Source organism: Streptomyces sp. SAT1 (assembly GCF_001654495.1).
Taxonomy (GTDB): domain Bacteria; phylum Actinomycetota; class Actinomycetes; order Streptomycetales; family Streptomycetaceae; genus Streptomyces; species Streptomyces andamanensis.
The window spans coordinates 3,439,351-3,462,023 of the sequence record NZ_CP015849.1 but is presented as its reverse complement, the minus strand read 5'-3'; the positions used below and the strand labels follow the sequence as shown (position 1 = coordinate 3,462,023).

The 22,673-nt window shown below is 71.2% G+C and carries 18 protein-coding genes and 4 tRNA genes; 9 read left to right on the top strand and 13 right to left on the bottom strand.

What is annotated here, in order from left to right; genetic code table 11:
* Positions 1 to 55 precede the first annotated feature (55 nt).
* Complete coding sequence (locus tag A8713_RS14980) at positions 56 to 955, top strand: phosphoribosylaminoimidazolesuccinocarboxamide synthase (protein ID WP_064533954.1); 900 nt, start codon at positions 56 to 58, stop codon at positions 953 to 955.
* Between the two features lie 219 nt (positions 956 to 1,174).
* On the opposite strand, the gene A8713_RS14975 is transcribed toward A8713_RS14980, so the two are convergent.
* From A8713_RS14975 to A8713_RS14940, 8 genes are all read right to left on the bottom strand, one after another.
* Positions 1,175 to 1,250 (bottom strand) — tRNA-Gly (locus A8713_RS14975).
* Positions 1,251 to 1,273: 23 nt separating this feature from the next.
* Positions 1,274 to 1,903: a response regulator transcription factor gene (locus A8713_RS14970; protein ID WP_064533953.1), complete on the bottom strand. Its 630-nt coding sequence runs from the start codon at positions 1,901 to 1,903 to the stop codon at positions 1,274 to 1,276.
* On the bottom strand, positions 1,900 to 3,321 hold the full coding sequence (locus A8713_RS14965; protein WP_064533952.1) for a sensor histidine kinase: 1,422 nt from the start codon (positions 3,319 to 3,321) through the stop codon (positions 1,900 to 1,902). Before A8713_RS14965 ends, A8713_RS14970 begins: the two co-directional genes overlap by 4 nt.
* 70 nt (positions 3,322 to 3,391) lie before the next feature.
* The gene (locus A8713_RS14960) at positions 3,392 to 4,204 is read right to left on the bottom strand and encodes an ABC transporter permease (RefSeq protein ID WP_064533951.1); all 813 of its coding nucleotides are present in this window, start codon (positions 4,202 to 4,204) and stop codon (positions 3,392 to 3,394) included.
* Positions 4,201 to 5,175 carry an ABC transporter ATP-binding protein gene (locus tag A8713_RS14955; RefSeq protein ID WP_064533950.1) on the bottom strand — a complete coding sequence of 325 codons (975 nt, stop codon included), beginning with the start codon at positions 5,173 to 5,175 and terminating at the stop codon, positions 4,201 to 4,203. Before A8713_RS14955 ends, A8713_RS14960 begins: the two co-directional genes overlap by 4 nt.
* 185 nt (positions 5,176 to 5,360) lie before the next feature.
* Positions 5,361 to 5,433 (bottom strand) — tRNA-Gly (locus A8713_RS14950).
* A gap of 80 nt (positions 5,434 to 5,513) precedes the next feature.
* Positions 5,514 to 5,585 (bottom strand) — tRNA-Gly (locus tag A8713_RS14945).
* A gap of 166 nt (positions 5,586 to 5,751) precedes the next feature.
* Positions 5,752 to 6,069 carry a histone-like nucleoid-structuring protein Lsr2 gene (locus tag A8713_RS14940; protein WP_064533949.1) on the bottom strand — a complete coding sequence of 106 codons (318 nt, stop codon included), beginning with the start codon at positions 6,067 to 6,069 and terminating at the stop codon, positions 5,752 to 5,754.
* Positions 6,070 to 6,434: 365 nt separating this feature from the next.
* Between A8713_RS14940 and purS the strand changes: the two genes are divergently transcribed.
* From purS to purM, 6 genes are all read left to right on the top strand, one after another.
* Entirely contained in the window at positions 6,435 to 6,707 is a 273-nt protein-coding gene (gene purS, locus A8713_RS14935) for a phosphoribosylformylglycinamidine synthase subunit PurS (RefSeq protein WP_018566380.1), read from the top strand.
* Positions 6,704 to 7,384: a phosphoribosylformylglycinamidine synthase subunit PurQ gene (purQ, locus tag A8713_RS14930; RefSeq protein WP_018566381.1), complete on the top strand. Its 681-nt coding sequence runs from the start codon at positions 6,704 to 6,706 to the stop codon at positions 7,382 to 7,384. Before purS ends, purQ begins: the two co-directional genes overlap by 4 nt.
* Positions 7,381 to 9,639: a phosphoribosylformylglycinamidine synthase subunit PurL gene (gene purL, locus A8713_RS14925; protein ID WP_064533948.1), complete on the top strand. Its 2,259-nt coding sequence runs from the start codon at positions 7,381 to 7,383 to the stop codon at positions 9,637 to 9,639. The genes purQ and purL overlap by 4 nt, the downstream gene beginning before the upstream one ends.
* A 440-nt stretch (positions 9,640 to 10,079) precedes the next feature.
* Positions 10,080 to 10,877, top strand: coding sequence for a maleylpyruvate isomerase family mycothiol-dependent enzyme (locus A8713_RS14920; RefSeq protein ID WP_064533947.1), 798 nt, complete (start codon positions 10,080 to 10,082; stop codon positions 10,875 to 10,877).
* A gap of 286 nt (positions 10,878 to 11,163) precedes the next feature.
* Positions 11,164 to 12,693, top strand: a complete 1,530-nt coding sequence (purF, locus tag A8713_RS14915) for an amidophosphoribosyltransferase (protein ID WP_037894661.1) — start codon at positions 11,164 to 11,166, stop codon at positions 12,691 to 12,693.
* 44 nt (positions 12,694 to 12,737) lie between these two features.
* Positions 12,738 to 13,802, top strand: a complete 1,065-nt coding sequence (gene purM, locus A8713_RS14910) for a phosphoribosylformylglycinamidine cyclo-ligase (RefSeq protein ID WP_064533946.1) — start codon at positions 12,738 to 12,740, stop codon at positions 13,800 to 13,802.
* A 107-nt stretch (positions 13,803 to 13,909) separates the two neighbouring features.
* On the opposite strand, the gene A8713_RS14905 is transcribed toward purM, so the two are convergent.
* Together A8713_RS14905 and A8713_RS14900 are read right to left on the bottom strand one after the other, a co-directional pair.
* Positions 13,910 to 14,164 carry a DUF3073 domain-containing protein gene (locus tag A8713_RS14905; protein WP_018566386.1) on the bottom strand — a complete coding sequence of 85 codons (255 nt, stop codon included), beginning with the start codon at positions 14,162 to 14,164 and terminating at the stop codon, positions 13,910 to 13,912.
* Positions 14,165 to 14,466: 302 nt separating this feature from the next.
* The gene (locus tag A8713_RS14900) at positions 14,467 to 15,561 is read right to left on the bottom strand and encodes a Leu/Phe/Val dehydrogenase (RefSeq protein WP_064533945.1); all 1,095 of its coding nucleotides are present in this window, start codon (positions 15,559 to 15,561) and stop codon (positions 14,467 to 14,469) included.
* A 231-nt stretch (positions 15,562 to 15,792) separates the two neighbouring features.
* On the opposite strand from A8713_RS14900, the gene A8713_RS14895 reads away from it, so the two are divergent.
* Both A8713_RS14895 and bldC read left to right on the top strand, forming a co-directional pair.
* A complete protein-coding gene (locus tag A8713_RS14895; protein ID WP_064533944.1) occupies positions 15,793 to 16,677 on the top strand; it encodes a hypothetical protein in 885 nt (294 codons plus the stop codon).
* A gap of 534 nt (positions 16,678 to 17,211) precedes the next feature.
* Positions 17,212 to 17,418, top strand: a complete 207-nt coding sequence (bldC, locus tag A8713_RS14890; RefSeq protein ID WP_003949541.1) for a developmental transcriptional regulator BldC — start codon at positions 17,212 to 17,214, stop codon at positions 17,416 to 17,418.
* A gap of 466 nt (positions 17,419 to 17,884) precedes the next feature.
* Here the strand turns inward: bldC and A8713_RS14885 are convergent, their stop codons facing one another.
* The 3 genes from A8713_RS14885 to hrpA all read right to left on the bottom strand — a co-directional run bounded on the left by A8713_RS14885 (position 17,885) and on the right by hrpA (position 22,664).
* Entirely contained in the window at positions 17,885 to 18,181 is a 297-nt protein-coding gene (locus tag A8713_RS14885; protein WP_064533943.1) for a DUF6274 family protein, read from the bottom strand.
* Between the two features lie 326 nt (positions 18,182 to 18,507).
* A tRNA-Asp gene (locus tag A8713_RS14880) sits at positions 18,508 to 18,582 on the bottom strand.
* A 92-nt stretch (positions 18,583 to 18,674) separates the two neighbouring features.
* Complete coding sequence (hrpA, locus tag A8713_RS14875; protein ID WP_064533942.1) at positions 18,675 to 22,664, bottom strand: ATP-dependent RNA helicase HrpA; 3,990 nt, start codon at positions 22,662 to 22,664, stop codon at positions 18,675 to 18,677.
* Between the last annotated feature and the right edge of the window lie 9 nt (positions 22,665 to 22,673).

The following is a 22,673-nucleotide window of genomic DNA, read 5'->3' as shown; positions in this document are numbered from 1 at the left end:
GCCCGTGTCCGATACGGGAGAATCGAGCCATTGGACAGAACCACGGGGAGGAACCGTGTCCGGATTCGTCGAAAAGCCCGAGCCGATCCAGGTTCCGGGTCTGGTGCATCTGCACACCGGCAAGGTGCGCGACCTGTACCAGAACGAGGCGGGCGACCTCGTGATGGTCGCCAGCGACCGCATGTCCGCCTACGACTGGGTGCTGCCCACCGAGATCCCCGACAAGGGGCGCATTCTCACGAGGCTCTCCCTGTGGTGGTTCGACCGGCTCGCCGACCTCGTCCCCCACCACGTCATCAGCTCCGACGTCCCCGAGGGCGCCCCCGCCGACTGGGCCGGGCGCACGCTCGTCTGCAAGTCGCTGCGGATGGTCCCGGTGGAGTGCGTGGCCCGCGGCTACCTCACCGGCTCGGGCCTGGCCGAGTACAACGCCTCCCGCACGGTGTGCGGCCTCGCCCTCCCCGAGGGCCTCGTCGACGGCTCCGAGCTGCCCGCCCCGATCTTCACCCCGGCCACCAAGGCCGAGGTCGGCGAGCACGACGAGAACGTCTCCTACGAGGAGGTGGCCCGCCAGGTCGGCGCCGAGACGGCCGCCCAGCTGCGCCAGACGACCCTCGCCGTCTACGGCCGGGCCCGGGACATCGCCCGGGAGCGGGGGATCCTCCTCGCCGACACCAAGTTCGAGTTCGGCTTCGAGGGGGAGACGCTGGTCCTCGCGGACGAGGTGCTGACACCGGACTCCTCCCGCTTCTGGCCCGCCGACCAGTGGCAGCCGGGGCGCGCGCAGCCGTCGTACGACAAGCAGTTCGTGCGGGACTGGCTGACCTCCGCGGAGTCCGGCTGGGACCGCACCGGCGAGCAGCCCCCGCCGCCGCTCCCCGCGGCGGTGGTGGAGGCGACCCGGGGCAAGTACGTGGAGGCGTACGAGCGGCTGACCGGTACGAGCTGGTCCTAGGACCTCTCGTCAAATTCCCGCCTGCCCCGCGACGCCATGCACGCACTCTCGCCGCACCGGGCCCAGACCCGAGTACGTCCAGTACGCGGGTCAGGGCCCGGCACGCCGATAGCACGCACCTGACGCCGCGAGGCCCGCCCTCCGGGCGGACGACGGGAATTTGACGACAGGCCCTAGCGCACGAAGAAGCCCCCCGGCCGAGACCGGGGGGCTTCTTGCTGGAGCGGACGACGAGGCTCGAACTCGCGACCTCAACCTTGGCAAGGTTGCGCTCTACCAACTGAGCTACGTCCGCAGTGCGCCGTGGCGCGAGAGCAACTATACCCAACCTCGCTCGCGGGCGAGCCGCACCGCGGCATGCCGGTTCTCCGCGCCCAGCTTGGTCACGGCCGACGACAGGTAGTTGCGGACGGTGCCGGGGGAGAGCGCGGCCCGCTCGGCGATCTCCGTGACGGGGGCGCCGTCCGCCGCCAGTTCCAGCACCTCCGCCTCCCGCGCGGTCAGCGGGGAGTCACCGGCGGAGATCGCGTCGGCGGCCAACTCCGGGTCGATGTAGCGGTTTCCGCCATGGACGGTACGGATGATCTCGGCGAGCCGCTGGGCGCTGACCGTCTTGGGCACGAAGCCGCGCACACCCGCGGCCAGCGCCCGCTTCAGATGCCCCGGGCGGCCGTGGCCGGTCACGATCAGCACCCGGCAGCCGGGCAGTTCCGTGCGCAGCGATGTGGCGACCTTCACACCGTCGGCGCCCGGCATCTGGAGATCCAGCACGGCGACATCGGGTGCGTGCGCCCGTGCCATGGCCAGTGCCTCGGGGCCGCTCGCCGCCTCCGCGACCACCAGCAGGTCGTCCTCCAGCGAGAGCAGCGCGGCGAGCGCGCCCCGGATGAGGTGTTCGTCGTCGGCCAGCAGCAGCCGTACGGGCCCGGCCTCGCGGTGCGTCGTCATCTGCCGATCCCACCGGCCTCACGCACCGACCGTGTCTCCTCCGCCATGGCACCCTCCACCGACTCCGACTCCGACTCCGACTCCGACTCCGACTCCGACCCTGACACCAGCTTCTGTGCTGCCTCCTGCTCCGTCCCCGTCCCCGTCCCCGTCCCCGTCCCCGTCCCCGGTCCGGACCGTGTCCGGCCCGCCTCGGCCGGGAGCGGCACCTCGGCGGTCAGCCGGAAGCGGCCGGGGCCCGCGGGCCCCGCGTGCAGCAGGCCGTCGAGTTCCGAGAGGCGTTCGCGGAGTCCCGCGAGGCCGGAGCCCGGCCGGCCGCCGGGCGGCGTCTCGGGCACGCCGTCGTTCTCGACCGTCAGCTCGGCCCAGCCGTCGCGTACCCGCAGGGAGATGGCGCACTGCCGCGCGTCGCCGTGCCGCAGCACATTGGTGGCGGCCTCGCGGACCACCCAGCCGAGCGCTGACTGCGCCGCGGCGGGCAGCCGGGTGGCCGAGCCGGTGACGGCGCAGTCGATGCCCGCGGCGGCCAGCACCCCTTGGGCACCGGCGAGTTCCGCCCCGAGGTCGGCCTCCCGGTAGCCGCGGACCACGGCACGCACCTCCCGCTGGGACTCCTGCGCCAGCCGCTGCACCTCGATCATCTGCTCCACCGCGTCGGGCCGTCCGCGCCGCCCCCACTGCACGGCCAGCTCGGCCTTCAGCGCGATCACCGCGAGATTGCGGCCCAGCACGTCGTGCAGGTCCCGTCCGAAGCGCAGCCGCTCCTCGGCGACGGCCAGCCGCGCCTCGACCTCGCGGGCGCGTTCGGCCTCCCACAGCACGGACAGCGTCCAGGCGCTGCAACGCGCGGCCAGCAGCGCGAAGCCGATGGTGAAGGCGACCAGCACCGCGATCATCAGGACGTCGGCGGGTTCCTGGACGGTGAGGGCGTCCGCCGCCATGACGAGCAGCCCCACCACGGCGGACCGGCGCAGGAACACGGGGACGGACACGATCAGCGCGTAGACGAGGCCGAACATCAGCAGGGCGGCACCGACCGCGAGCCGGGCCGCCCAGGGGTCGAGCCCGTCGGCGGCGATCAGCGCGAACGGCAGGACGAGCGCCGCGACCAGCAGCCCGAAGGAGGTGGTCAGCGCGCGTCCGGACAGCCGACTGCGGCCCAGGAAGTGGTCGAAGGCGGGCTGGGCGAGCCGGTTGGCGGCCGCGCACTGGAGCACACCGACGACGATCAGCAGCCCCGCGAGGACGAGGGGCAGCGGCCGGTGACGCACCCCGGCGACGACCGGGGGCGCCATCCAGGTGAGCGAGAACACCCACTCCGCCGCGCACAGCATGATCACGCTGTGCAGCTCGACCCGTTCCGCCTTGCTGCGCTCCCGCCACTGCCGCCGCTGCCACCGCCGGATGCCGTCGAACACCGCGCTTCTCCGTCCATCCGTTCCGCCCGTTCCGCCCGTTGACTTCGTGCCGTTCGTTCCGGCCCGTGTCTCAGCGCCGGGGCTCCCAGCGGAACCACCGTCGCACAGCGAACACCGCGAGCGTCAGCCAGACCAGGGCGAGCACCAGGGCCCGCAGCACCTCGAACCCGCTGAGCCCGCCGGTCCAGCCGCCGCGCAGCAGGGTGATCGCCGGGGTCAGGGGGAGCAGTTCGCACAGGTGGGCCACCCGGTCGGGAAGGATCTCCAGCGGGACGCCGATCCCTGAGCCCACCGCCGACACCATGATCAGCGGGATCGAGGTGACCTGGGCGCTCTCCGTGGTGCGGGTCAGGCCCGCGGTGACCGCAGCCAGGGTCAGGCACAGCGCCAGCCCCAGCAGCAGCCCGAGCACGGCGAGGTGGGGCGCGTGCGGGGCGGGCACATGCAGCAGGGCCGTACAGGCGGCAATGAGGATCAGCGACTGCCCGAGCCCCGTGACGAGCGCCGGGAGCGCGGTCCCGGCCAGGATCTCGGTGTCCCGCGCCTCACCCGTGCGCAGCCGCTTGAGGACGAGCTGCTCGCGCCGGGCGACGAACACGCCGACGAGCGTGGAGTACACGGCGAACAGCAGGGAGAAGCCGAGGGCGGCGGGCAGCATGACGAGCCCGACGGTGAGCCCGGCGTCCTTGAGGTTCATCCCCTCGGCCGCCGAGTGCAGGCTGAACGGCAGCACCAGCGGGACGAGTCCGGCGGCGACGAGGGTGCTCCGGCTCCGTACGAACAGGGTCAGTTCGGCGCGGGCGAGGGCGGTCATACGGCTCCGCGGTGTGCTGGACGCCCGGTCGGCGCGGGCCGTGCCGATGGGGGTGGCGATGCTGGTCATACGGCGTGCTCCGGCTTCCTCGGCTCCGCGGGCTCGCCGGGTGCCGATACCTCTCGGGCGATGGTCAGGAACGCCTCCTCCAGTGAGGCCGACCGGGCGTCCAGGCCGTGCAGCGCGAGCCCGGACCGCCGGGCCCACAGGAGCAGTTCGGTGGCGGTGCGCTGCAACTCCCTGGTGTGCAGCCGTAGGACGCGGCCCTGCACGTCGTGCCCGCACACACCCAGGGCGGCGAGCGGCGGGAGATCGCCGGGGAAGTAGCCGGCGGGCAGCTCGAAGGAGATCCGGGACGGCTGTGCGGCCGTGACCTCGGCCGGGGTGCCGGATACGGCGATGCGCCCCTCGTGCAGGATCGCGAGCCGATCGGCGAGGCCCTCGGCCTCCTCCAGGTAGTGCGTGGTGAGCAGCACGGTGGTGCCCGCGTCACGCAGGGCCCGGACCAGGTCCCAGGTGTCCCGGCGGCCCTCGGCGTCCAGCCCGGTGGTCGGCTCGTCCAGGAACAGCACCTCGGGGTCGCCGAGCAGGGCGAGCGCCAGGTCCAGCCGGCGCCGCTCACCGCCGGACAACTGCTTCACCCGGACGTCCGCGCGCCGCTCCAGACCGACCAGGGCGAGGGCTTCCCGGGGGTCGCGGGCTCCGCTCACACAGCCCGCCCACATCCGTGTGGTCTCGCTGACGGTCAGTTCGGAGGGGAAGCCGCCCTCCTGGAGCATCACGCCGGTACGCGGCCGTACGGCGGCCCGCTCGGTGAAGGGGTCGTGGCCCAGCACCCGGACGCGTCCCGCGGACGGCGCGGCCAGCCCCTCCAGCACCTCGACCGTCGAGGTCTTTCCGGCGCCGTTGGTGCCGAGCAGGGCGAAGATCTCTCCTTGTTTCACGTGAAACGTGATGCCGCGTACGGCCTCGAACCCGCCCCCGTACACACGTCGTAGGTCGGTGACCTCAATCACGTGCTCGTGTTCGTTCCTGTCCATGGCTCCAGCGTCGGGGCGGACGCGGGCTCCGCGCAGTGCGCGATGTCATCGGACGGAATGACAAATGTCAGTCGCGAGCAGGGAAGCGGGCAGGGCGTGAGCGGGAAACGGGCAGGGAAGAGTGCGCGGACCCGGGGACGGGACACGAAAAGACCCCGGTCCGATGGACCGGGGTCTCATTCCCGAGCGGACGACGAGGCTCGAACTCGCGACCTCAACCTTGGCAAGGTTGCGCTCTACCAACTGAGCTACGTCCGCATTGCCTCCGACCGGCTCTCACCGATCGGCGCGGGCACCAGCCTACCTGATCCACTCGCGTGGTCGGACCGGTGGTGCAGAGCGGGTGACAGGGATCGCACACTGCGCCTTCCCCCTGGAAGGGGGATGTTCTACTACTGAACTACACCCGCATGTACTCCGTGGGTCTCGGCCTTTCGGCCTCGCCCCTCGGCGTGCTCCAGACATTAGCTGATCAGCAGGGGGGTAGCGCAAGTCGGCTGCTCCCAGGGGCCGCTGACGGTCCCTGGGGCCGCTCCCGCGGCGTCCGTCCGGGCGGCCGGCCCGGACCGCCGCCCGTCACTGGGCCGCGCTGAACGCCTCGTAGACCTTCTTGGGGATGCGTCCGCGGGCCGGCACGTCCATCTTGTTGGCCTGTGCCCAGGCCCTGACGGCGGCCGGGTCGGGGGCCACCTCCGTCTGCCGGTAGGCCTTGCCCGACCTGGACCGCTTGCGGCCCGCCTCGACGTAGGGCTCCAGCGCCTTACGCAGTTTCTTGGCATTGGTTTGGTTCAGGTCGATCTCGTAGAACCTGCCGTCGAGTCCGAAGGCGATCGTCTCCGCCGCTTCCGAGCCGTCGATGTCGTCAAAGAGAGTGACCACGACACGCTGCGCCACGAATATCGGTCCCTTCGTTCGGCACCTCCGCGCCCATCTGCTCCGCCATGACATGCGGGGACGTTCGGAGATGCCGGCTGTCCGCCGGTTATCGGGAAAAGTATCGGCTGTTGCCAATTCATTTGTACAGTGCCGAGCATTGTGAAGTGAAGCCCCGACTAAATCTGTCCGCGTGTCCCCGCGTGGCACAGCGCAATACCCGATGCGGGGCGGAACGCCGAACTTTCCCAGAACTTTTCACGAAGCCCCCCGATCGAGGCCCGATCGTGACCGGCGTCACGTACTTTCCTACAGGTCTACCCGCGTAGAAATTTCGTACGGGTAGTCTGAAGGAACCTGCTCAGCACCACACACCGGGAGTGCCAGTGGCACGCGTCGTAGTCGACGTCATGCTCAAGCCGGAGATCCTCGACCCCCAGGGCCAGGCGGTGCAGCGCGCACTGCCGCGCCTGGGTTTCGACGGCATCTCCGACGTACGTCAGGGAAAGCGATTCGAACTGGAAGTGGACGGGCCCGTCGACGAGGCCGCGCTCGCCCGCATTCACGATCTTGCCGAATCCTTCCTCGCCAACACCGTCATCGAGGACTTCACCGTCAAGGTCGAGTCCGACGACGTGGTTGCGGGGGCCGCGAAGTGACCGCTCGTATTGGCGTCGTCACTTTCCCGGGCAGCCTCGACGACCGCGACACCCAGCGGGCGATCCGCCTGGCGGGCGCCGAACCGGTCGCCCTCTGGCACAAGGACAAGGACCTCAGGCAGGTCGACGCGGTCGTCCTGCCCGGCGGCTTCTCCTACGGCGACTATCTGCGGGCCGGTGCCATCTCCCGCTTCTCGCCGGTGATGGAGACCGTCATCGAGCAGGCGAAGGCAGGTCTGCCGGTCCTCGGCATCTGCAACGGCTTCCAGGTCCTCACCGAGGCCCACCTGCTCCCCGGCGGCATGCTCGGCAACGACCACCTGCACTTCATCTGCCGCGACCAGAAGCTGCGGGTGGAGAACGCGGAGACCGCCTGGACCGCCGACTACACGGCCGGCCAGGAGATCCACATCCCGCTGAAGAACATGGACGGCCGCTACGTGGCCGACCGGTACACGCTGGACAAGCTGGAGGCCGAGGGGCGGGTCGCCTTCCGCTACCTCGACGTCAACCCCAACGGCTCGCTCAACGACATCGCCGGCGTCACCAACGAGGCCGGCAACGTGGTCGGCCTGATGCCGCACCCCGAGCACGCCACCGAGCCGCTGATCGGCACCGGCCGCACCGACGGCCTCCCGTTCTTCACCTCGATCCTCAAGAAGCTGGTCACCGCATGAGCAGGACGCCTCTGGACACGGTCGAGCACGCGGCCGCGACCCCCGACGTCGAGCTGCCCTGGGCCGAACTGGGCCTGAAGAAGGACGAGTACGAGCGGGTCGTGGAGATCCTCGGCCGCCGCCCGACCGGCGCCGAGCTGGCCATGTACTCCGTGATGTGGTCCGAGCACTGCTCGTACAAGTCCTCCAAGGTGCATCTGCGCCAGTTCGGCGAGAAGGCCCCCGAGTCCGACGCGATGCTCGTCGGCATCGGCGAGAACGCCGGTGTCGTGGACGTCGGCCAGGGCTACGCCGTCACCTTCAAGGTGGAGTCGCACAACCACCCCTCGTACGTGGAGCCCTACCAGGGCGCGGCCACCGGCGTCGGCGGCATCGTGCGCGACATCATCGCGATGGGCGCCCGCCCGGTCGCCGTCGTGGACCCGCTGCGCTTCGGCGCCGCCGACCACCCCGACACCAAGCGGGTGCTGCCCGGCGTGGTCGCGGGCATCGGCGGCTACGGCAACTGCCTGGGCCTGCCCAACATCGGCGGCGAGGTCGTCTTCGACGCCTGCTACCAGGGCAACCCGCTGGTCAACGCCGGTGCCATCGGCGTCATGAAGCACGAGGACATCCACCTCGCCAAGGCGTCCGGCGCGGGCAACAAGGTCATCCTGTACGGGGCCAGGACCGGCGGCGACGGCATCGGCGGCGCCTCCATCCTCGCCTCCGAGACCTTCGACGATGCCAAGCCGTCCAAGCGCCCCGCCGTCCAGGTCGGCGACCCCTTCCAGGAGAAGCTGCTCATCGAGTGCACCCTGGAGGCGTTCGCCGAGAAGCTGGTCGTCGGCATCCAGGACCTCGGCGCGGCCGGCCTGTCCTGCGCCACCTCCGAGCTGGCCTCCAACGGCTCCGGCGGCATGCGCGTCACCCTGGACGACGTCCCGCTGCGCGACTCGACGCTCTCGCCCGAGGAGATCCTCATGAGCGAGTCGCAGGAGCGCATGTGCGCGGTCGTGGAGCCGGAGAAGGTCGACCGGTTCCTGGAGATCTGCGCCAAGTGGGACGTCATCGCCACCGTCATCGGTGAGGTCACCGACGGCGACCGCCTGGAGATCTACTGGCACGGCGGCAAGATCGTCGACGTCGACCCGCGCACGGTCGCGCACGAGGGCCCCGTCTACGAGCGCCCCTACGCCCGCCCGTCCTGGCAGGACGCCCTCCAGGCCGACGACGCGAACAAGCTGCCCCGGCCGGAGTCGGCCGAGGAGCTGAAGGCGCAGGTCCTGAAGCTGGTGGCCTCGCCCAACCAGGCGTCCAAGAAGTGGATCACCCAGCAGTACGACCACTTCGTGCAGGGCAACACCGTGCTGGCCATGCCCGAGGACTCCGGCATGATCCGCATCGACGAGGAGACCGGCCTCGGCGTCGCCCTCGCCACGGACGGCAACGGCCGCTACGCCAAGCTCGACCCGTACACCGGTGCGCAGCTCGCGCTGGCGGAGGCGTACCGCAACGTCGCCACCACGGGCGCCAGGCCGCTGGCGGTCTCCGACTGCCTGAACTTCGGCTCGCCCGAGGACCCGGCGGTCATGTGGCAGTTCACCGAGGCCGTGCGCGGTCTCGCGGACGGCTGCCTCCAGCTCGGCACGCCGGTGACCGGCGGCAACGTCTCGCTCTACAACCAGACCGGCGAGGTGGCCATCCACCCGACGCCGGTCGTCGCCGTCCTCGGTGTGATCGACGACGTGGCCCGCCGCACCCCGGCCGCCTTCCAGGAGGAGGGCCAGCTGATCTACCTTCTCGGCGACACCCGCGAGGAGTTCGGCGGTTCGGCCTGGTCGCAGGTGGTCCACGACCACCTCGGCGGTCTGCCGCCCGTGGTCGACCTGGAGCGCGAGCGGCTGCTGGCCGAGATCCTGATCTCCGCCTCCCGCGACGGCATGGTCGACTCCGCGCACGACCTGTCCGACGGCGGCCTGGTCCAGGCCGTCGTGGAGTCCGCGCTGCTCGGCGGCAAGGGCGCGCGGCTGGTCGTCCCGGACGGCCTGGACGCGTTCACCTTCCTGCTCTCCGAGTCGGCCGGGCGCGCGATCGTCTCCGTGCCGCGCTCGGAGGAGGTCCGCTTCACCGACATGTGCGGCGCGCGCGGCCTGCCCGCCACCCGGATCGGTGTCGTCGACGGCGACACGGTCGAGGTGCAGGGCGAGTTCGCGCTGACGCTGGACGAGCTGCGCGAGGCCCACGAGGGCACCATCCCGGCGCTGCTCGCCTGAGCCGGTCCGCCGCGTGCGGAGGCCGCGAGGCCCGGTCGCTCCGGCGGCCGGGCCCTGCGGCGTGCCCGGACCCGGCCCGGGGACACCTGCGCGGTACGCCCGCCCGCCCGGCCGTGGTGGCACCAGCGGGGTGCCGCCGACGGCCTTCCCCCAGCGGGCGGCGCGGCACCCGGTGCACCTGCCCGGCCGACGGGAAGCACCTGAGCGCCGGCATCGGGAACGGGCGGGCCCTGCTGCCCGCCGAACCCGCTGCGGCGTACGGGCGGCCGGTGCGGTGCCCGCCGGCCCCAGCGACGTCCGGCCCAGCGACGTCCGGCCCGGTGGCGTCCGGCGCGGCGCCGAGCGGCGCGACGCACCGGCCCCCGCCGACCGCGAACGAGCCCTCGCCCCCGCCGAAAAGGCACTGAGCGCCCGTGCCGTCACGGCATAGGCTCACCGCCATGCCCCCGGCCAAGAAGCGCACCAGGACCTACGACCCGATCCGGACCCGCACGGCGGTCCTCGCCCAGTTCGACGCCGTACGGGACGCCGTGCGCGGTCTCACCCCGGAACACCTCGCGTCGCCCACCCGGCTCGGGGACTGGACGGTCCGGGAACTGATCGCGCACATCGGGATGGCGGCCACCGCGATCGGCCGCGCCCTGGACCTGCCCGAGCCCGCCCGGCAGGACGCCGCCCTGCTCGACTGGCCGTTCGCGACCTCGGACAGCGCCCCGGCCATCGACGCGTTCACCCGGCGGCTCGCCGCCGAGCACCCCGACCCCGGCGCCTATCTCGACGGTGTGGGGCAGGAGTTGCGCGCCCGGCTGAACGCCCACCCGGGCAACCGCCTGCTGGCCACCAACGCGGGCGCCCTGCCGCTCGCCGACTACCTCGTCACCCGCGCCGTCGAACTCGTCGTCCACACCGACGACCTGAACGCCGCGGTTCCGGGCCTGGACGTCCCGTACGACCGCCAGGCGCTCGCCGCGGCCACCCGCCTGCTCGCCGACGCCCTCGCCCACAAGGCGCCCGGCGGTTCCACCGAGGTGCGGATCCCGCCGTACGCCGTCGTCCAGTGCGTCGAGGGCCCCCGGCACACCCGCGGCACCCCGCCCAACGTCGTGGAGACCGACCCGCTGACCTGGCTCCGCCTCGCCACTGGCCGTCTCGCCTGGCGGGACGCGCTCGCCCGGCCCGGGACCACCGCGAGCGGCGAGCGGGCCGACCTCGGCGCGCTGCTGCCGCTGATGTGCTGAGCCGACGTCCCGAGCCGATGTCCTGAGCCGATGTCCCGAGCCGACGTCCTGAGGGGCGTCCGCGCGCCGCGGGATGTGCGACACCTCACTCGTCCTGGCCCCTAGGGGGCCCGCCGCCCGGGACGCGTCAACCGGACGTTCCGCCCATGCCCCCCAGAGTGACCCCTCTGACCTGGGGCAATACCGAGAGTTGGGCAGTGGTCGCAGCCATGGGACGCGGCGGGGCGATGTTTTTTTGACATTCCCCAATTCGGACCAGTGGTCGACCTCGCCTACACTCGGAGCCGTGCCACGTGGTGACGGTCGACTCAATCACGATCTGCTCCCCGGCGAGAAAGGCCCCCAGGACGCATGCGGCGTCTTCGGTGTCTGGGCTCCGGGCGAAGAGGTCGCAAAGCTCACGTACTTCGGGCTCTACGCCCTCCAGCATCGGGGCCAGGAATCCGCGGGAATCGCGGTCAGCAACGGCTCCCAGATCCTCGTCTTCAAGGACATGGGCCTCGTCTCCCAGGTCTTCGACGAGACCTCGCTCGGTTCGCTCCAGGGTCACATCGCGGTCGGACACGCCCGCTACTCGACCACCGGCGCCTCCGTGTGGGAGAACGCCCAGCCGACGTTCCGCGCCACCGCGCACGGCTCGATCGCGCTCGGCCACAACGGCAACCTGGTCAACACGGCCCAGCTCGCCGAGATGGTCGCCGAACTGCCCAAGGACACCAACGGCCGCTCGACCCGTGTCGCGGCCACCAACGACACCGACCTGCTGACGGCCCTGCTGGCCGCCCAGGTCGACGCCGACGGCAAGCCGCTGACCATCGAGGAGGCGGCCCACACCGTCCTCCCGCAGGTCAAGGGCGCCTTCAGCCTCGTCTTCATGGACGAGCACACGCTGTACGCCGCCCGCGACCCGCAGGGCATTCGCCCGCTGGTCCTCGGCCGGCTGGAGCGCGGCTGGGTGGTCGCCTCCGAGTCCGCCGCCCTCGACATCTGCGGCGCCAGCTATGTGCGCGAGATCGAGCCGGGCGAGTTCGTCGCCATCGACGAGAACGGCCTCCGTACGTCGCGATTCGCAGAAGCGAAGCCCAAGGGCTGTGTCTTCGAGTACGTCTACCTGGCCCGCCCCGACACCGACATCGCCGGTCGCAACGTCTATCTGTCCCGGGTCGAGATGGGCCGCCGGCTGGCGAAGGAGGCCCCCGCCGAGGCCGACCTCGTCATAGCGACGCCGGAGTCCGGCACCCCCGCCGCCATCGGCTACGCGGAGGCGTCCGGCATCCCCTTCGGCGCCGGCCTGGTCAAGAACGCCTATGTCGGACGGACGTTCATCCAGCCCTCGCAGACCATCCGCCAGCTCGGGATCCGGCTGAAGCTGAACCCGCTGAAGGAGGTCATCCGGGGCAAGCGCCTGGTCGTCGTCGACGACTCGATCGTCCGCGGCAACACCCAGCGCGCCCTGGTGCGCATGCTCCGCGAGGCCGGCGCCGCCGAGGTCCACATCCGGATCTCCTCGCCGCCGGTGAAGTGGCCGTGCTTCTTCGGCATCGACTTCGCCACCCGCGCCGAGCTGATCGCCAACGGCATGAGCATCGACGAGATCGGCACCTCGCTGGGCGCCGACTCCCTGGCGTACATCTCCATCGACGGCATGATCGAGGCGACCACCATCGCCAAGCCGAACCTGTGCCGCGCCTGCTTCGACGGCGAGTACCCGATGGAACTCCCCGACCCGGAGCTGCTCGGCAAGCAGCTGCTGGAGACCGAGCTGGCCGCAGGGCCCGCCGCCACGGCCGCGGCCGACGCCATCCGTCGCCCGTAGTCAGCCCGTCACACCCGCAGTACGACACGAAAGTTCTCATCGTCATGTCTGAGACCACCGGGGCCAGCTACGCAGCGGCGGGCGTCGACATCGAAGCGGGCGACCGCGCCGTCGAGCTGATGAAGGAGTGGGTGAGGAAGACGCGGCGCCCCGAGGTCCTGGGCGGCCTCGGCGGCTTCGCCGGCCTCTTCGACGCCTCCGCCCTCAAGCGCTACGAGCGCCCCCTGCTCGCCTCCGCCACCGACGGCGTCGGCACCAAGGTCGACCTCGCCCGGCGCCTGGGCGTGTACGACACCATCGGCCACGACCTGGTCGCCATGGTCATGGACGACATCGTGGTCTGCGGCGCCGAACCGCTGTTCATGACCGACTACATCTGCGTCGGCAAGGTCCATCCCGAGCGGGTCGCCGCCATCGTCAAGGGCATCGCGGAGGGCTGTGTGCTGGCCGGCTGCGCCCTGGTGGGCGGCGAGACGGCCGAGCACCCCGGCCTGCTCGGCGAGGACGACTTCGACGTCGCCGGCGCCGGTACGGGCGTGGTGGAGGCCGACCGGCTGCTCGGCCCCGACCGCATCCGCGAGGGCGACGCGGTGATCGCCCTGGCGGCCTCCGGACTTCACTCCAACGGGTACTCGCTGGTGCGGCACGTGCTGCTCGATCGGGCGGGTCTGTCCCTGGACGCGCACATCGAGGACTTCGGCCGCACCCTCGGCGAGGAGCTGCTGGAGCCGACCAAGATCTACTCGCTGGACTGCCTGGCGCTGACCCGGACCACCGAGGTGCACGCCTTCAGCCACATCACCGGCGGCGGGCTGGCCGCCAACCTGGCCCGGGTGATCCCGGACACACTGCACGCCGTGGTCGACCGCTCCACCTGGACCCCGGCCCCGGTCTTCGACCTGGTCGGCCGGAGCGGTGACGTGGAGCGGCTGGAGCTGGAGAAGACCCTGAACATGGGCGTGGGCATGATCGCGGTCGTGCCGCAGGAGTCGGCCGACGCCGCTCTGACCACGCTGGCCGACCGCGGGGTCGACGCCTGGGTCGCCGGTGAGATCACCGCCCGGGGCGAGCACACCACGGGTGCGGCCCTGGTGGGCGACCACGCCTGAGCGGCCGGTGCGGGCAGCACAAAACCCGGTCCGGCGCTGGAAGCACCGGACCGGGTGAGTGAAGGACCCTGGCGACGCGCGTGGGACGGCAGAACCGACCGCGGATGTCAGGCGCCGCGACGGTGTTGTGAGGAGTCGCCGCGCTCGTCCTCGTCGTCGTCCTCATAGAGGTCGGCGTACCGTGCGTACAGGTCGTCGTCTTGCTCATCGTCCTCGAAACGGTCGCCGTTAGTCGGCGGCGCCGGATTCGACGTCGATGCGCCCAGCTCCTCGGCCAGGCGTGAGAGGTCAGTCCCACCGCTGTTGTACTTCAGCTGGCGGGCGACCTTCGTCTGCTTGGCCTTGGCCCGGCCGCGCCCCATGGCTCGACCCCCTCAACGACGGGGCTCAACGGCCCCAGAGTCTGACACGCGTTCATGATCTGGAACGGGCTCTCCGCAGAGAGACCGGTCCGTAGGGCTTCCACGGTACCTGAGCCCGCGGCCATACGGTACGTCGCCCGCAGGACGCGCGTGTGCGCAGAACCTTCGAGGAGCCCCGTCCTCGCTGGTCAGTGGCGATTTTAACCACTTATCGGGGAGCGACCCGCCGGTGGAAGTGACAGTTCTCTCCACCCGGCCACCGGCAGGTACCGCCCGGAAACGGCCCGTCGAAGGGCCCGCGGTCACCGCGCGGCGCGCGCGTCCGCCATCCGCTGCTCGGCGATCCGGTCGGCCGCCGCGGCCGGCGGAATGCCGTCCTCCTTTGCACGTGCGAAGATCGTGAGCGTGGTGTCGAAGATCTTCGCGGCCTGCGCCCGGCACCGGTCGAAGTCGAAGCCGTGCAGCTCGTCGGCCACCTGGATGACCCCGCCCGCGTTCACCACGTAGTCCGGGGCGTAGAGGATGCCGCGGTCGGCGAGGTCCTTCTCGACGCCGGGGTGCGCGAGCTGGTTGTTGGCCGCCCCGCACACCACCGCGGCGGTCAGCGCCGGCACCGAGTCGTCGTTCAGGGCGCCGCCGAGCGCGCAGGGGGCGTAGATGTCGAGCCCCTCGGTGCGGATCAGGGCGTCGGTGTCGGCGGCGCGTGCCACCTCGGGGTGCGCGGCGACGATCCGGTCCACGGCCTCGGCCCGTACGTCCGTGATCACGACCTCGGCGCCCTCGTCCAGCAGGTGCCGCACCAAGTGGTGCCCGACCTTGCCCACGCCCGCCACGCCCACCTTGCGGCCGCGCAGCGTCGGGTCGCCCCACAGGTGCTGGGCGCTGGCCCGCATGCCCTGGTAGACACCGAAGGCGGTGAGCACGGAGGAGTCGCCCGCGCCGCCGTTCTCCGGGGAGCGGCCGGTGGTCCAGCGGCACTCGCGTGCCACCACGTCCATGTCGGCGACGTACGTGCCGACGTCGCACGCGGTGACGTAGCGCCCGCCGAGCGAGGCCACGCAGCGCCCGTAGGCGAGCAGCAGCTCCTCGGTCTTGACCAGCTCCGGGTCGCCGATGATCACGGCCTTGCCGCCGCCGTGGCCGAGACCGGCCATGGCGTTCTTGTACGACATGCCGCGGGCGAGGTTCAGCGCGTCGGCGACGGCCTCGCCCTCGCTCGCGTACGGGTAGAAGCGGGTACCGCCGAGCGCGGGTCCGAGGGCGGTGGAGTGGATGGCGATGACGGCCTTGAGGCCGCTGGCACGGTCCTGACAGAGCACGACCTGTTCGTGGCCCCCCTGCTCCGAGTGGAACAGGGTGTGCAGTACGTCAGCGTGCGCGCCGGTTACGTCGGTCACGGTGGTGACTCCCAGGTAAGTAGCGGCGGGTGGTGTCGCGGTCCCGTGCGGGTGGCGGGGCCGTGGCAGGAGATTAGACCCTGGCCGCCCCCGCCACCGGCGCAGTGGTCGGGATCACCCTCCCTAGGGGTACCGTCCCACCCGGGCGTGGGACGATTTGCCGTGGTTTTCCGTCCGTCCGGGCGCGGTCCGGGCGGGTTTCGCGCCCGGCGGGCTGGGGAGGGAGCAGGCGTGCCCAAGGTGTCGTCCGTGGTCGTCCCGTACGCGACCTATCTGCGCGTCTACGAGCCGCTGGCCGCCTTCCCGGAGCCGGAGCGCAGCCACTGGGCGCGCTACGCCCGCCGCCCCGGCCGGCCCTCCTACCAGGACGAACTGCGCCGCTCGCTGGCCGATCTGCTGCCCATCCCGCCGGTGGCGGTGCCGGTGCACGAGAGCGGGGACGCGTTCGTGCTCGACGTCGACGGGGTGGTGTGCGTCTGCCCCTGGCGGACCCGGCTGCGCGGCTGGCAGGCCCTGGACGGTCTGGCCGAGGACCTTCCCCCGGTGGTTTTGGACGCGGTGCTGCCCCCGGTCGTGCGCCGCCAGGCCGCTCAGGACTACGAGCGCTGGCTGGCCCGGAACCCGGACGCCCGCCCCTGGATCCGCACCTCCACCTGGCAGGTGCCGATCAACTGGTTCGTGCTGGTCTCCGACGAGGAGCGGGAGTACGTCAAGGGAGTGGGCGGCGCGGCGGCCGGGGCGCGGGACGCGGCGGCCGCCTTCGGGGACGAGCAGCCCTCGCTGCGCTACCGGACGCCGATGGTGCAGGCCCGGCGGCGGGTGGCGCGGGCGCTGCGGGCGCTGCGCGAGGCCGTCGACGAGGGGCCGCTGATCGACGGGCTGGTGGACGTGGGCCGCTGGCTGGAGGAGTTCCACCCGCGCTCGCTGGTGGAGCTGGACTACGGCGGTCTGGTGCATGTGCTGCCGGCCGGTGAGCTGGAGGGCGACCACTCGGCCGCGGACGTGGCCGAGGGCGTCGAGGCGCTGCGCCGGGGGGACGGGGCGGCGGCCGCGGAGGCGTACGGACGGCTCGTGGAGCGGTGGCGCGCGGTGCGCGACCGGCGGTCGGCCAACTGACGCCGTGTCAGCGAGTGACCTGCATCACGGCTCGAAAGGCGTCGAACAGCGTACGGTCAAGGGTCTTTAGCGGAGCTGACGGGACGTACGGCACGATCCGGGCGTATGTGTCAAGGGTGATGGACCGCACTTACCTGACCCTTGCCTAGGTTGCCCCTCCTCATGTCAAAATAGGACAAGGAGTCCGGGGAGGGCTCCTTCCGCCCGCTTATGCTCCGTCTTGGGTGGGATCTCAGCATTGCACGCTTTGGGGGGTCTGGTGACTTCCTGATCGCCCTGTGACTGATCGTCACAGTGGTGTGACTGTCCGCTATGGCATGGTCCATCGGCATCCGTCGCTGATGAACACCTGGGAGGGCAATTCCATCGGTTTGGCCGACGCGGCTGGACAGATGGTGTAGTTGTAGTGCCGAGGACAAGCCGTTCGTCCTATAACCGACTCGACTCGCGTCCGCCATTTCGGGCAACGCGGGTCAAGGTGCAGAATTTAGAGGAAAGAACCGAGAAGGTTCGGTTCTCCCGAGGAGGCCGCTCATGACCGCTCGCACCCCTGATGCCGAGCCGCTGCTGACCCCGGCTGAGGTCGCCACCATGTTCCGCGTCGACCCCAAGACGGTCACGCGCTGGGCGAAGGCCGGCAAGCTCACGTCGATCCGCACGCTCGGCGGGCACCGCCGCTACCGCGAGGCCGAGGTCCGCGCTCTGCTCGCGGGCATCCCGCAGCAGCGCAGCGAGGCCTGAACAACTTCATAACCGGGCAAACCGGCTGGTCCCCCAACCAGTCGTCGCGTCCGGGACCAACAGCTCCAAGCGACGCGGGTCCTGCCCCAACAGGTCCCACGCCCAAGCCTTCAGAGCTTTGTCGGGCAAGTGAACAGGGTGCGTCGTCGATCGCGCTGGACTCCGCCGGGTCCAGCGCGATCTTTTTTGTGCGGTCGGCGGGGGTGCGGGCCGGGCCGGTGAGCGGCCTTGTCCGAGGCTGGGGAGGCGTGTCGGATCCCTGGTGGGGAGCCCTGGAGTGCGGTGCAATTGCACATATTAAATTGACTGCTTGTAGGCGGGGTGTAAGGACAGGGCTTTCAAAAACTCGTGCGGTGACACCCGTCACATCCCAAGGCGCTTGTTGTCGGCCGCCGGCGTGCGTTAAAGAAGCCTCCGGTCTCATCGCGCCCTGCGCGGGCGGGAGTTCGGGAGCCGGGGCGTTCGCTCACGCGGTCGAGGGGTGGCCGGGTTCCACGGCCTCAGGCGCGCCGGGCGTCTCCGGCGGTTCCAGCACCCCGACCGCCTCCCGGGGCGTCAGGGCGCCGCTCAGGGGCTTCTGTCGGGTGTCGGGGAACCGCGGGGCCCTCGCCGCGGCGGCCGGGGGCCGTGGCGCGCTCTCCATCGCCAGCCGCAGCAGCCGGTGGCAGGCGGGGCAGCGACTGGTGAGATGGCCGTACGAGGACGCGGCCGCGAGGTGCGCGCGGAGGAGCGCCCGGGTCTCGTGCCTGGCCGACGCCGCCATACGCCACCTCCAGCGGGCCGTGCCGCAACGGACCCTGCCTCTGGGGTACCGAGGGAATGTGACCCCGTCAAGAGACCGCGGAGCGGGCCGCGTAGGGCACGTAAGGCGCGGAGGGCGGCGCGGGCGCGGCCTGCGCACGTACGCCAGGGCACGAAGAGGGCCCGCATCCACGGGGGATGCGGGCCCTGCTTGCGGTCCTGACGGGATCTGCTGTGTCCGACGGCGGCTGCCGCCGCGGGCGCGGCCTGCCGGGGGGCGGCCTCCGGGGGGGCGTGCGCCCGGATACGAAGAAGGCCCGCATCCACCGGGGATACGGGCCCTACTTGCGGTCCTGACGGGATTTGAACCCGCGGCCTCCACCTTGACAGGGTGGCGAGCACTCCAAGCTGCTCCACAGGACCTTGTTCGCGGCGCCGAACTCGCGTTGCGCTGCGAGAAGAGACTCTACAGGAGGCCGGCCGCCTGGTCGAACTCACTCAGGGTGCCGGTGGCGTCACGGTGCCGCCGCGTCGATCGCCTTCACGATCCGTTTGTCGGAGACGGGGTACGCCGTGCCCAGCGCGTGCGCGAAGTAGCTGACCCGCAGCTCCTCCAGCATCCAGCGGATGTCGCGCACCTGCTGCGGCACCGGGCGGCCCTGCGGCAGCTGTTCCAGCAGCCACGCGTACTCGTCGCGCATCTCCCGGACCTTCTCCATGCGCGTGGTGTCCCGCTGGACGTTGGCCGGCATCTGCTGGAGCCGCCGGTCCGCCGCGACCAGATAGCGCATCAGGTCGGGCAGCCGCCGTATCCCCGCCTCGGTGACGAAGCCGGGCTTCACGAGGGCGTCCAACTGCTGCCGTACATCCGTCAGATTGGCCAGCAGCGCGGGGCTGCGGACCGCCTTGAGCCGACGCTCGCACGCCTGCCAGGCGGACAGCACCTGCTGCACCTGGCCCACGGTCCGTACGGTCAGGTCCACGATCTCGGACCGTACTTTGTCGTAGAGCTTGCGGTACGACTCCTCGTCCCAGGCCGGTCCGCCGAAGTCGGCGATCAGCCGGTCCGCCGCAGCCGTGGCGCAGTCGTCGAACAGGGCCTGGATCGATCCGTGCGGATTGGCCGAAAGACCGATCTTCTGCTGGTTGGTCAGCTTCTCGGACGCGAACTTCGCGGGGTTCACCGGGATGTTGCGCAGGATCAGCCGGCGCGTGCCCCGCCACATGGCCTCGGCCTGCTCCGCCTCGGTGTCGAAGAGCCGGACCGAGACGGTGCCCGCCGCAGAGCCGTCGTCCACCAGCGCCGGGTACGCCTTCACCGGCTGGCCGGCCCGGCGGGTCTCGAAGACCCGGGTGAGCGAGCCGATCGTCCAGTCGGTCAGCCCCGAGCGCTCCAGCGACTCGCCGCCGCTGCGCTGCGCGGTCGCCGCGGCGGCCTGGGACAGGGCCTGGCGCGCCTTCGGCCGGAGCCTCAGCTTGAGCGCTTCGAGATCCTTGTCCTCGGCCAGCTTGCGGCGCCGCTCGTCGACGATCCGGAAGGTGATCTTCAGATGGTCGGGGACCTTGGCCCAGTCGAAGTCCTCGGCCTCGAACGGCACCCCGACCCGGCGCTTCAGCTCGCGCGCCATGGTCTCGGTCAGCGGCTCCTGGAGGGGCACCGCCTGCTCCAGGAACGCCTTCGCGTGGTTGGGCGCGGGGACGTAGTGGCGGCGGATCGGCTTGGGCAGCGAGCGGATCAGCTCGGTGACGACCTCTTCGCGCAGGCCCGGAATCTGCCAGTCGAAGCCCTCGTCCGTGACCTGGTTGAGCACCTGGAGCGGGATGTGGACGGTCACCCCGTCCGCGTCCGCGCCCGGCTCGAACTGGTAGGTCACCCGGAACTTCAGCGCGCCCTGGCGCCAGGAGTCCGGATAGTCGGCCTTGGTGACCGCCTGGGCCGACTCCCGGACGAGCATCTCCCGCTCGAAGTCCAGGAAGTCGGGCTGCTCGTGCCGCTTGTGCTTCCACCAGGAGTCGAAGTGGGCGCCGGAGACGACGTGCTCGGGCACCCGCTGGTCATAGAAGTCGTACAGCGTCTCGTCGTCGACGACGATGTCCCGGCGCCGGGCGCGGTGCTCCAGCTCCTCGACCTCGCTGAGCAGTCTGCGGTTGTCGGCGAAGAACTTGTGGTGGGTGCGCCAGTCACCCTCCACCAGGGCGTTGCGGATGAACAGCTCGCGGCTGGCCTCCGCGTCGATCCGGCCGTAGTTGACCTTCCGCTGGGCCACGATCGGCACGCCGTACAGCGTCACCTTCTCGTACGCCATCACCGCGGCCTGGTCCTTCTCCCAGTGCGGTTCGCTGTACGTCCGCTTCAGCAGGTGGCCGGCCAGCGGCTCGACCCACTCGGGCTCGATCTTCGCGTTGACCCGCGCCCACAGGCGGGAGGTCTCGACGAGCTCGGCGGACATCACGAACCGCGGCGGCTTCTTGAACAGCGCGGAGCCGGGGAAGATCGCGAACTTGGCGTTGCGGGCGCCCAGGTACTCGCCCCGGCCGCCGTCCCTGCGGCCCTGCTGCGGTGCGGAGTCCTTGGACTCCTTCACGTCCTTCATGCCGATGTGCGAGAGCAGGCCGGCCAGCAGGGAGACATGGACGCGGTCGCCGGGGGCGTCCTCCTCGTTGAGGTGGATGCCCATCTGCTTGGCGACCGTGCGCAGCTGGGAGTAGATGTCCTGCCATTCGCGGATGCGCAGGAAGTTGAGGTACTCCTGCTTGCACATGCGGCGGAAGGACGACGAGCCGCGCTCCTTCTGCTGCTCGCGCAGATAGCGCCACAGGTTGAGGAAGGCGAGGAAGTCGCTGGACTCGTCCCGGAAGCGGGCGTGCTGCTGGTCGGCCTGGGCCTGCTTGTCGGCGGGGCGCTCGCGCGGGTCCTGGATGGACAGCGCGGCGGCGATCACCATGACCTCGCGCGCGCAGCCGTTCTTGTCGGCCTCCAGGACCATCCGGGCAAGACGCGGGTCGACGGGCAGCTGGGCCAGCTTGCGGCCGGTCTGGGTGAGCCGCTTGCGCGGGTCCTTCTGCGCCGGGTCGAGCGCGCCCAGCTCCTGGAGGAGCTGCACGCCGTCGCGGATGTTGCGGTGGTCCGGCGGGTCGATGAACGGGAACTTCTCGATGTCGCCGAGGCCGGCCGCGGTCATCTGGAGGATGACGGAGGCGAGGTTGGTGCGCAGGATCTCCGCGTCGGTGAACTCCGGGCGGGCCAGGAAGTCGTCCTCGCCGTAGAGCCGGATGCAGATGCCGTCGGACGTACGCCCGCAGCGGCCCTTGCGCTGGTTGGCGCTGGCCTGCGAGACCGGCTCGATGGGCAGCCGCTGCACCTTGGTGCGGTGGCTGTAGCGGGAGATCCGGGCGAAGCCGGGGTCGATGACGTACTTGATGCCGGGGACGGTCAGGGAGGTCTCGGCGACGTTGGTGGCGAGCACGATCCGGCGGCCGGTGTGCTGCTGGAAGACGCGGTGCTGCTCGGCGTGCGAGAGGCGCGCGTACAGCGGCAGCACCTCGGTGGAGCGGTACTGCTTCTTGGTGAGCGCGTCGGCGGTGTCGCGGATCTCCCGCTCGCCGGAGAGGAAGACCAGGATGTCGCCGGAGCCCTCGGCCATCAGCTCCTCGACGGCGTCGGTGATCGCGGTGATCTGGTCCCGGTCGGCGTCCTCGGAGTCCTCCTCCAGGAGCGGCCGGTAGCGCACCTCCACCGGGTACGTCCGCCCGCTGACCTCGACGATCGGGGCGTCGCCGAAGTGCCGGGAGAACCGCTCCGGGTCGATGGTCGCCGAGGTGATGACGACCTTCAGATCGGGCCGCTTCGGCAGCAGCTGGGCGAGATAGCCCAGCAGGAAGTCGATGTTGAGGGACCGCTCGTGGGCCTCGTCGATGATGATCGTGTCGTAGGCGCGCAGCTCGCGGTCGGTCTGGATCTCGGCGAGCAGGATGCCGTCCGTCATCAGCTTGACGAAGGTGGCGTCCGGGTCGACCTGGTCGGTGAACCGCACCTTCCAGCCGACGGCCTCGCCGAGCGGTGTGTCCAGCTCCTCGGCGACCCGCTCGGCGACCGTGCGGGCGGCGATCCGGCGGGGCTGGGTGTGCCCGATCATGCCGCGCACGCCCCGGCCCAGCTCCATGCAGATCTTCGGGATCTGCGTGGTCTTCCCGGACCCGGTCTCACCGGCGACGATGACGACCTGGTGGTCGCGGATCGCCGTGGCGATCTCGTCCTTCTTCTGGCTGACCGGCAGTTGCGCGGGATAGGTGACGACGGGCACGCGCGAGCGCCGCTCGGCCATGCGCCGCGCGGCCTTGTCGGCCTCGGCGTCGATCTCGGCCAGGACGGCGGCGCGCGCCTCGGGCTTGCGGATCTTGCGCGCGCCTTCGAGCCTGCGCCCGAGCCGGTGCGCGTCACGCAGCGACAGCTCGGTCAGACGGGAGGCGAGGGCGCCGAGGGCGGGGGCGGGATGCGTAGACATACGCATCCC

Excerpts from the sequence above, each read along its gene's own strand:
- purM (WP_064533946.1), top strand. The coding sequence starts at position 12,738 with ATGTCTGAGACCACCGGGGCCAGCTACGCAGCGGCGGGCGTCGACATC.
- hrpA (WP_064533942.1), bottom strand. The coding sequence starts at position 22,664 with ATGTCTACGCATCCCGCCCCCGCCCTCGGCGCCCTCGCCTCCCGTCTG.
- A8713_RS14885 (WP_064533943.1), bottom strand. The coding sequence starts at position 18,181 with ATGGCGGCGTCGGCCAGGCACGAGACCCGGGCGCTCCTCCGCGCGCAC.
- A8713_RS14905 (WP_018566386.1), bottom strand. The coding sequence starts at position 14,164 with ATGGGGCGCGGCCGGGCCAAGGCCAAGCAGACGAAGGTCGCCCGCCAG.
- A8713_RS14920 (WP_064533947.1), top strand. The coding sequence starts at position 10,080 with ATGCCCCCGGCCAAGAAGCGCACCAGGACCTACGACCCGATCCGGACC.
- A8713_RS14960 (WP_064533951.1), bottom strand. The coding sequence starts at position 4,204 with ATGACCAGCATCGCCACCCCCATCGGCACGGCCCGCGCCGACCGGGCG.
- purL (WP_064533948.1), top strand. The coding sequence starts at position 7,381 with ATGAGCAGGACGCCTCTGGACACGGTCGAGCACGCGGCCGCGACCCCC.
- A8713_RS14970 (WP_064533953.1), bottom strand. The coding sequence starts at position 1,903 with ATGACGACGCACCGCGAGGCCGGGCCCGTACGGCTGCTGCTGGCCGAC.
- bldC (WP_003949541.1), top strand. The coding sequence starts at position 17,212 with ATGACCGCTCGCACCCCTGATGCCGAGCCGCTGCTGACCCCGGCTGAG.
- A8713_RS14955 (WP_064533950.1), bottom strand. The coding sequence starts at position 5,175 with ATGGACAGGAACGAACACGAGCACGTGATTGAGGTCACCGACCTACGA.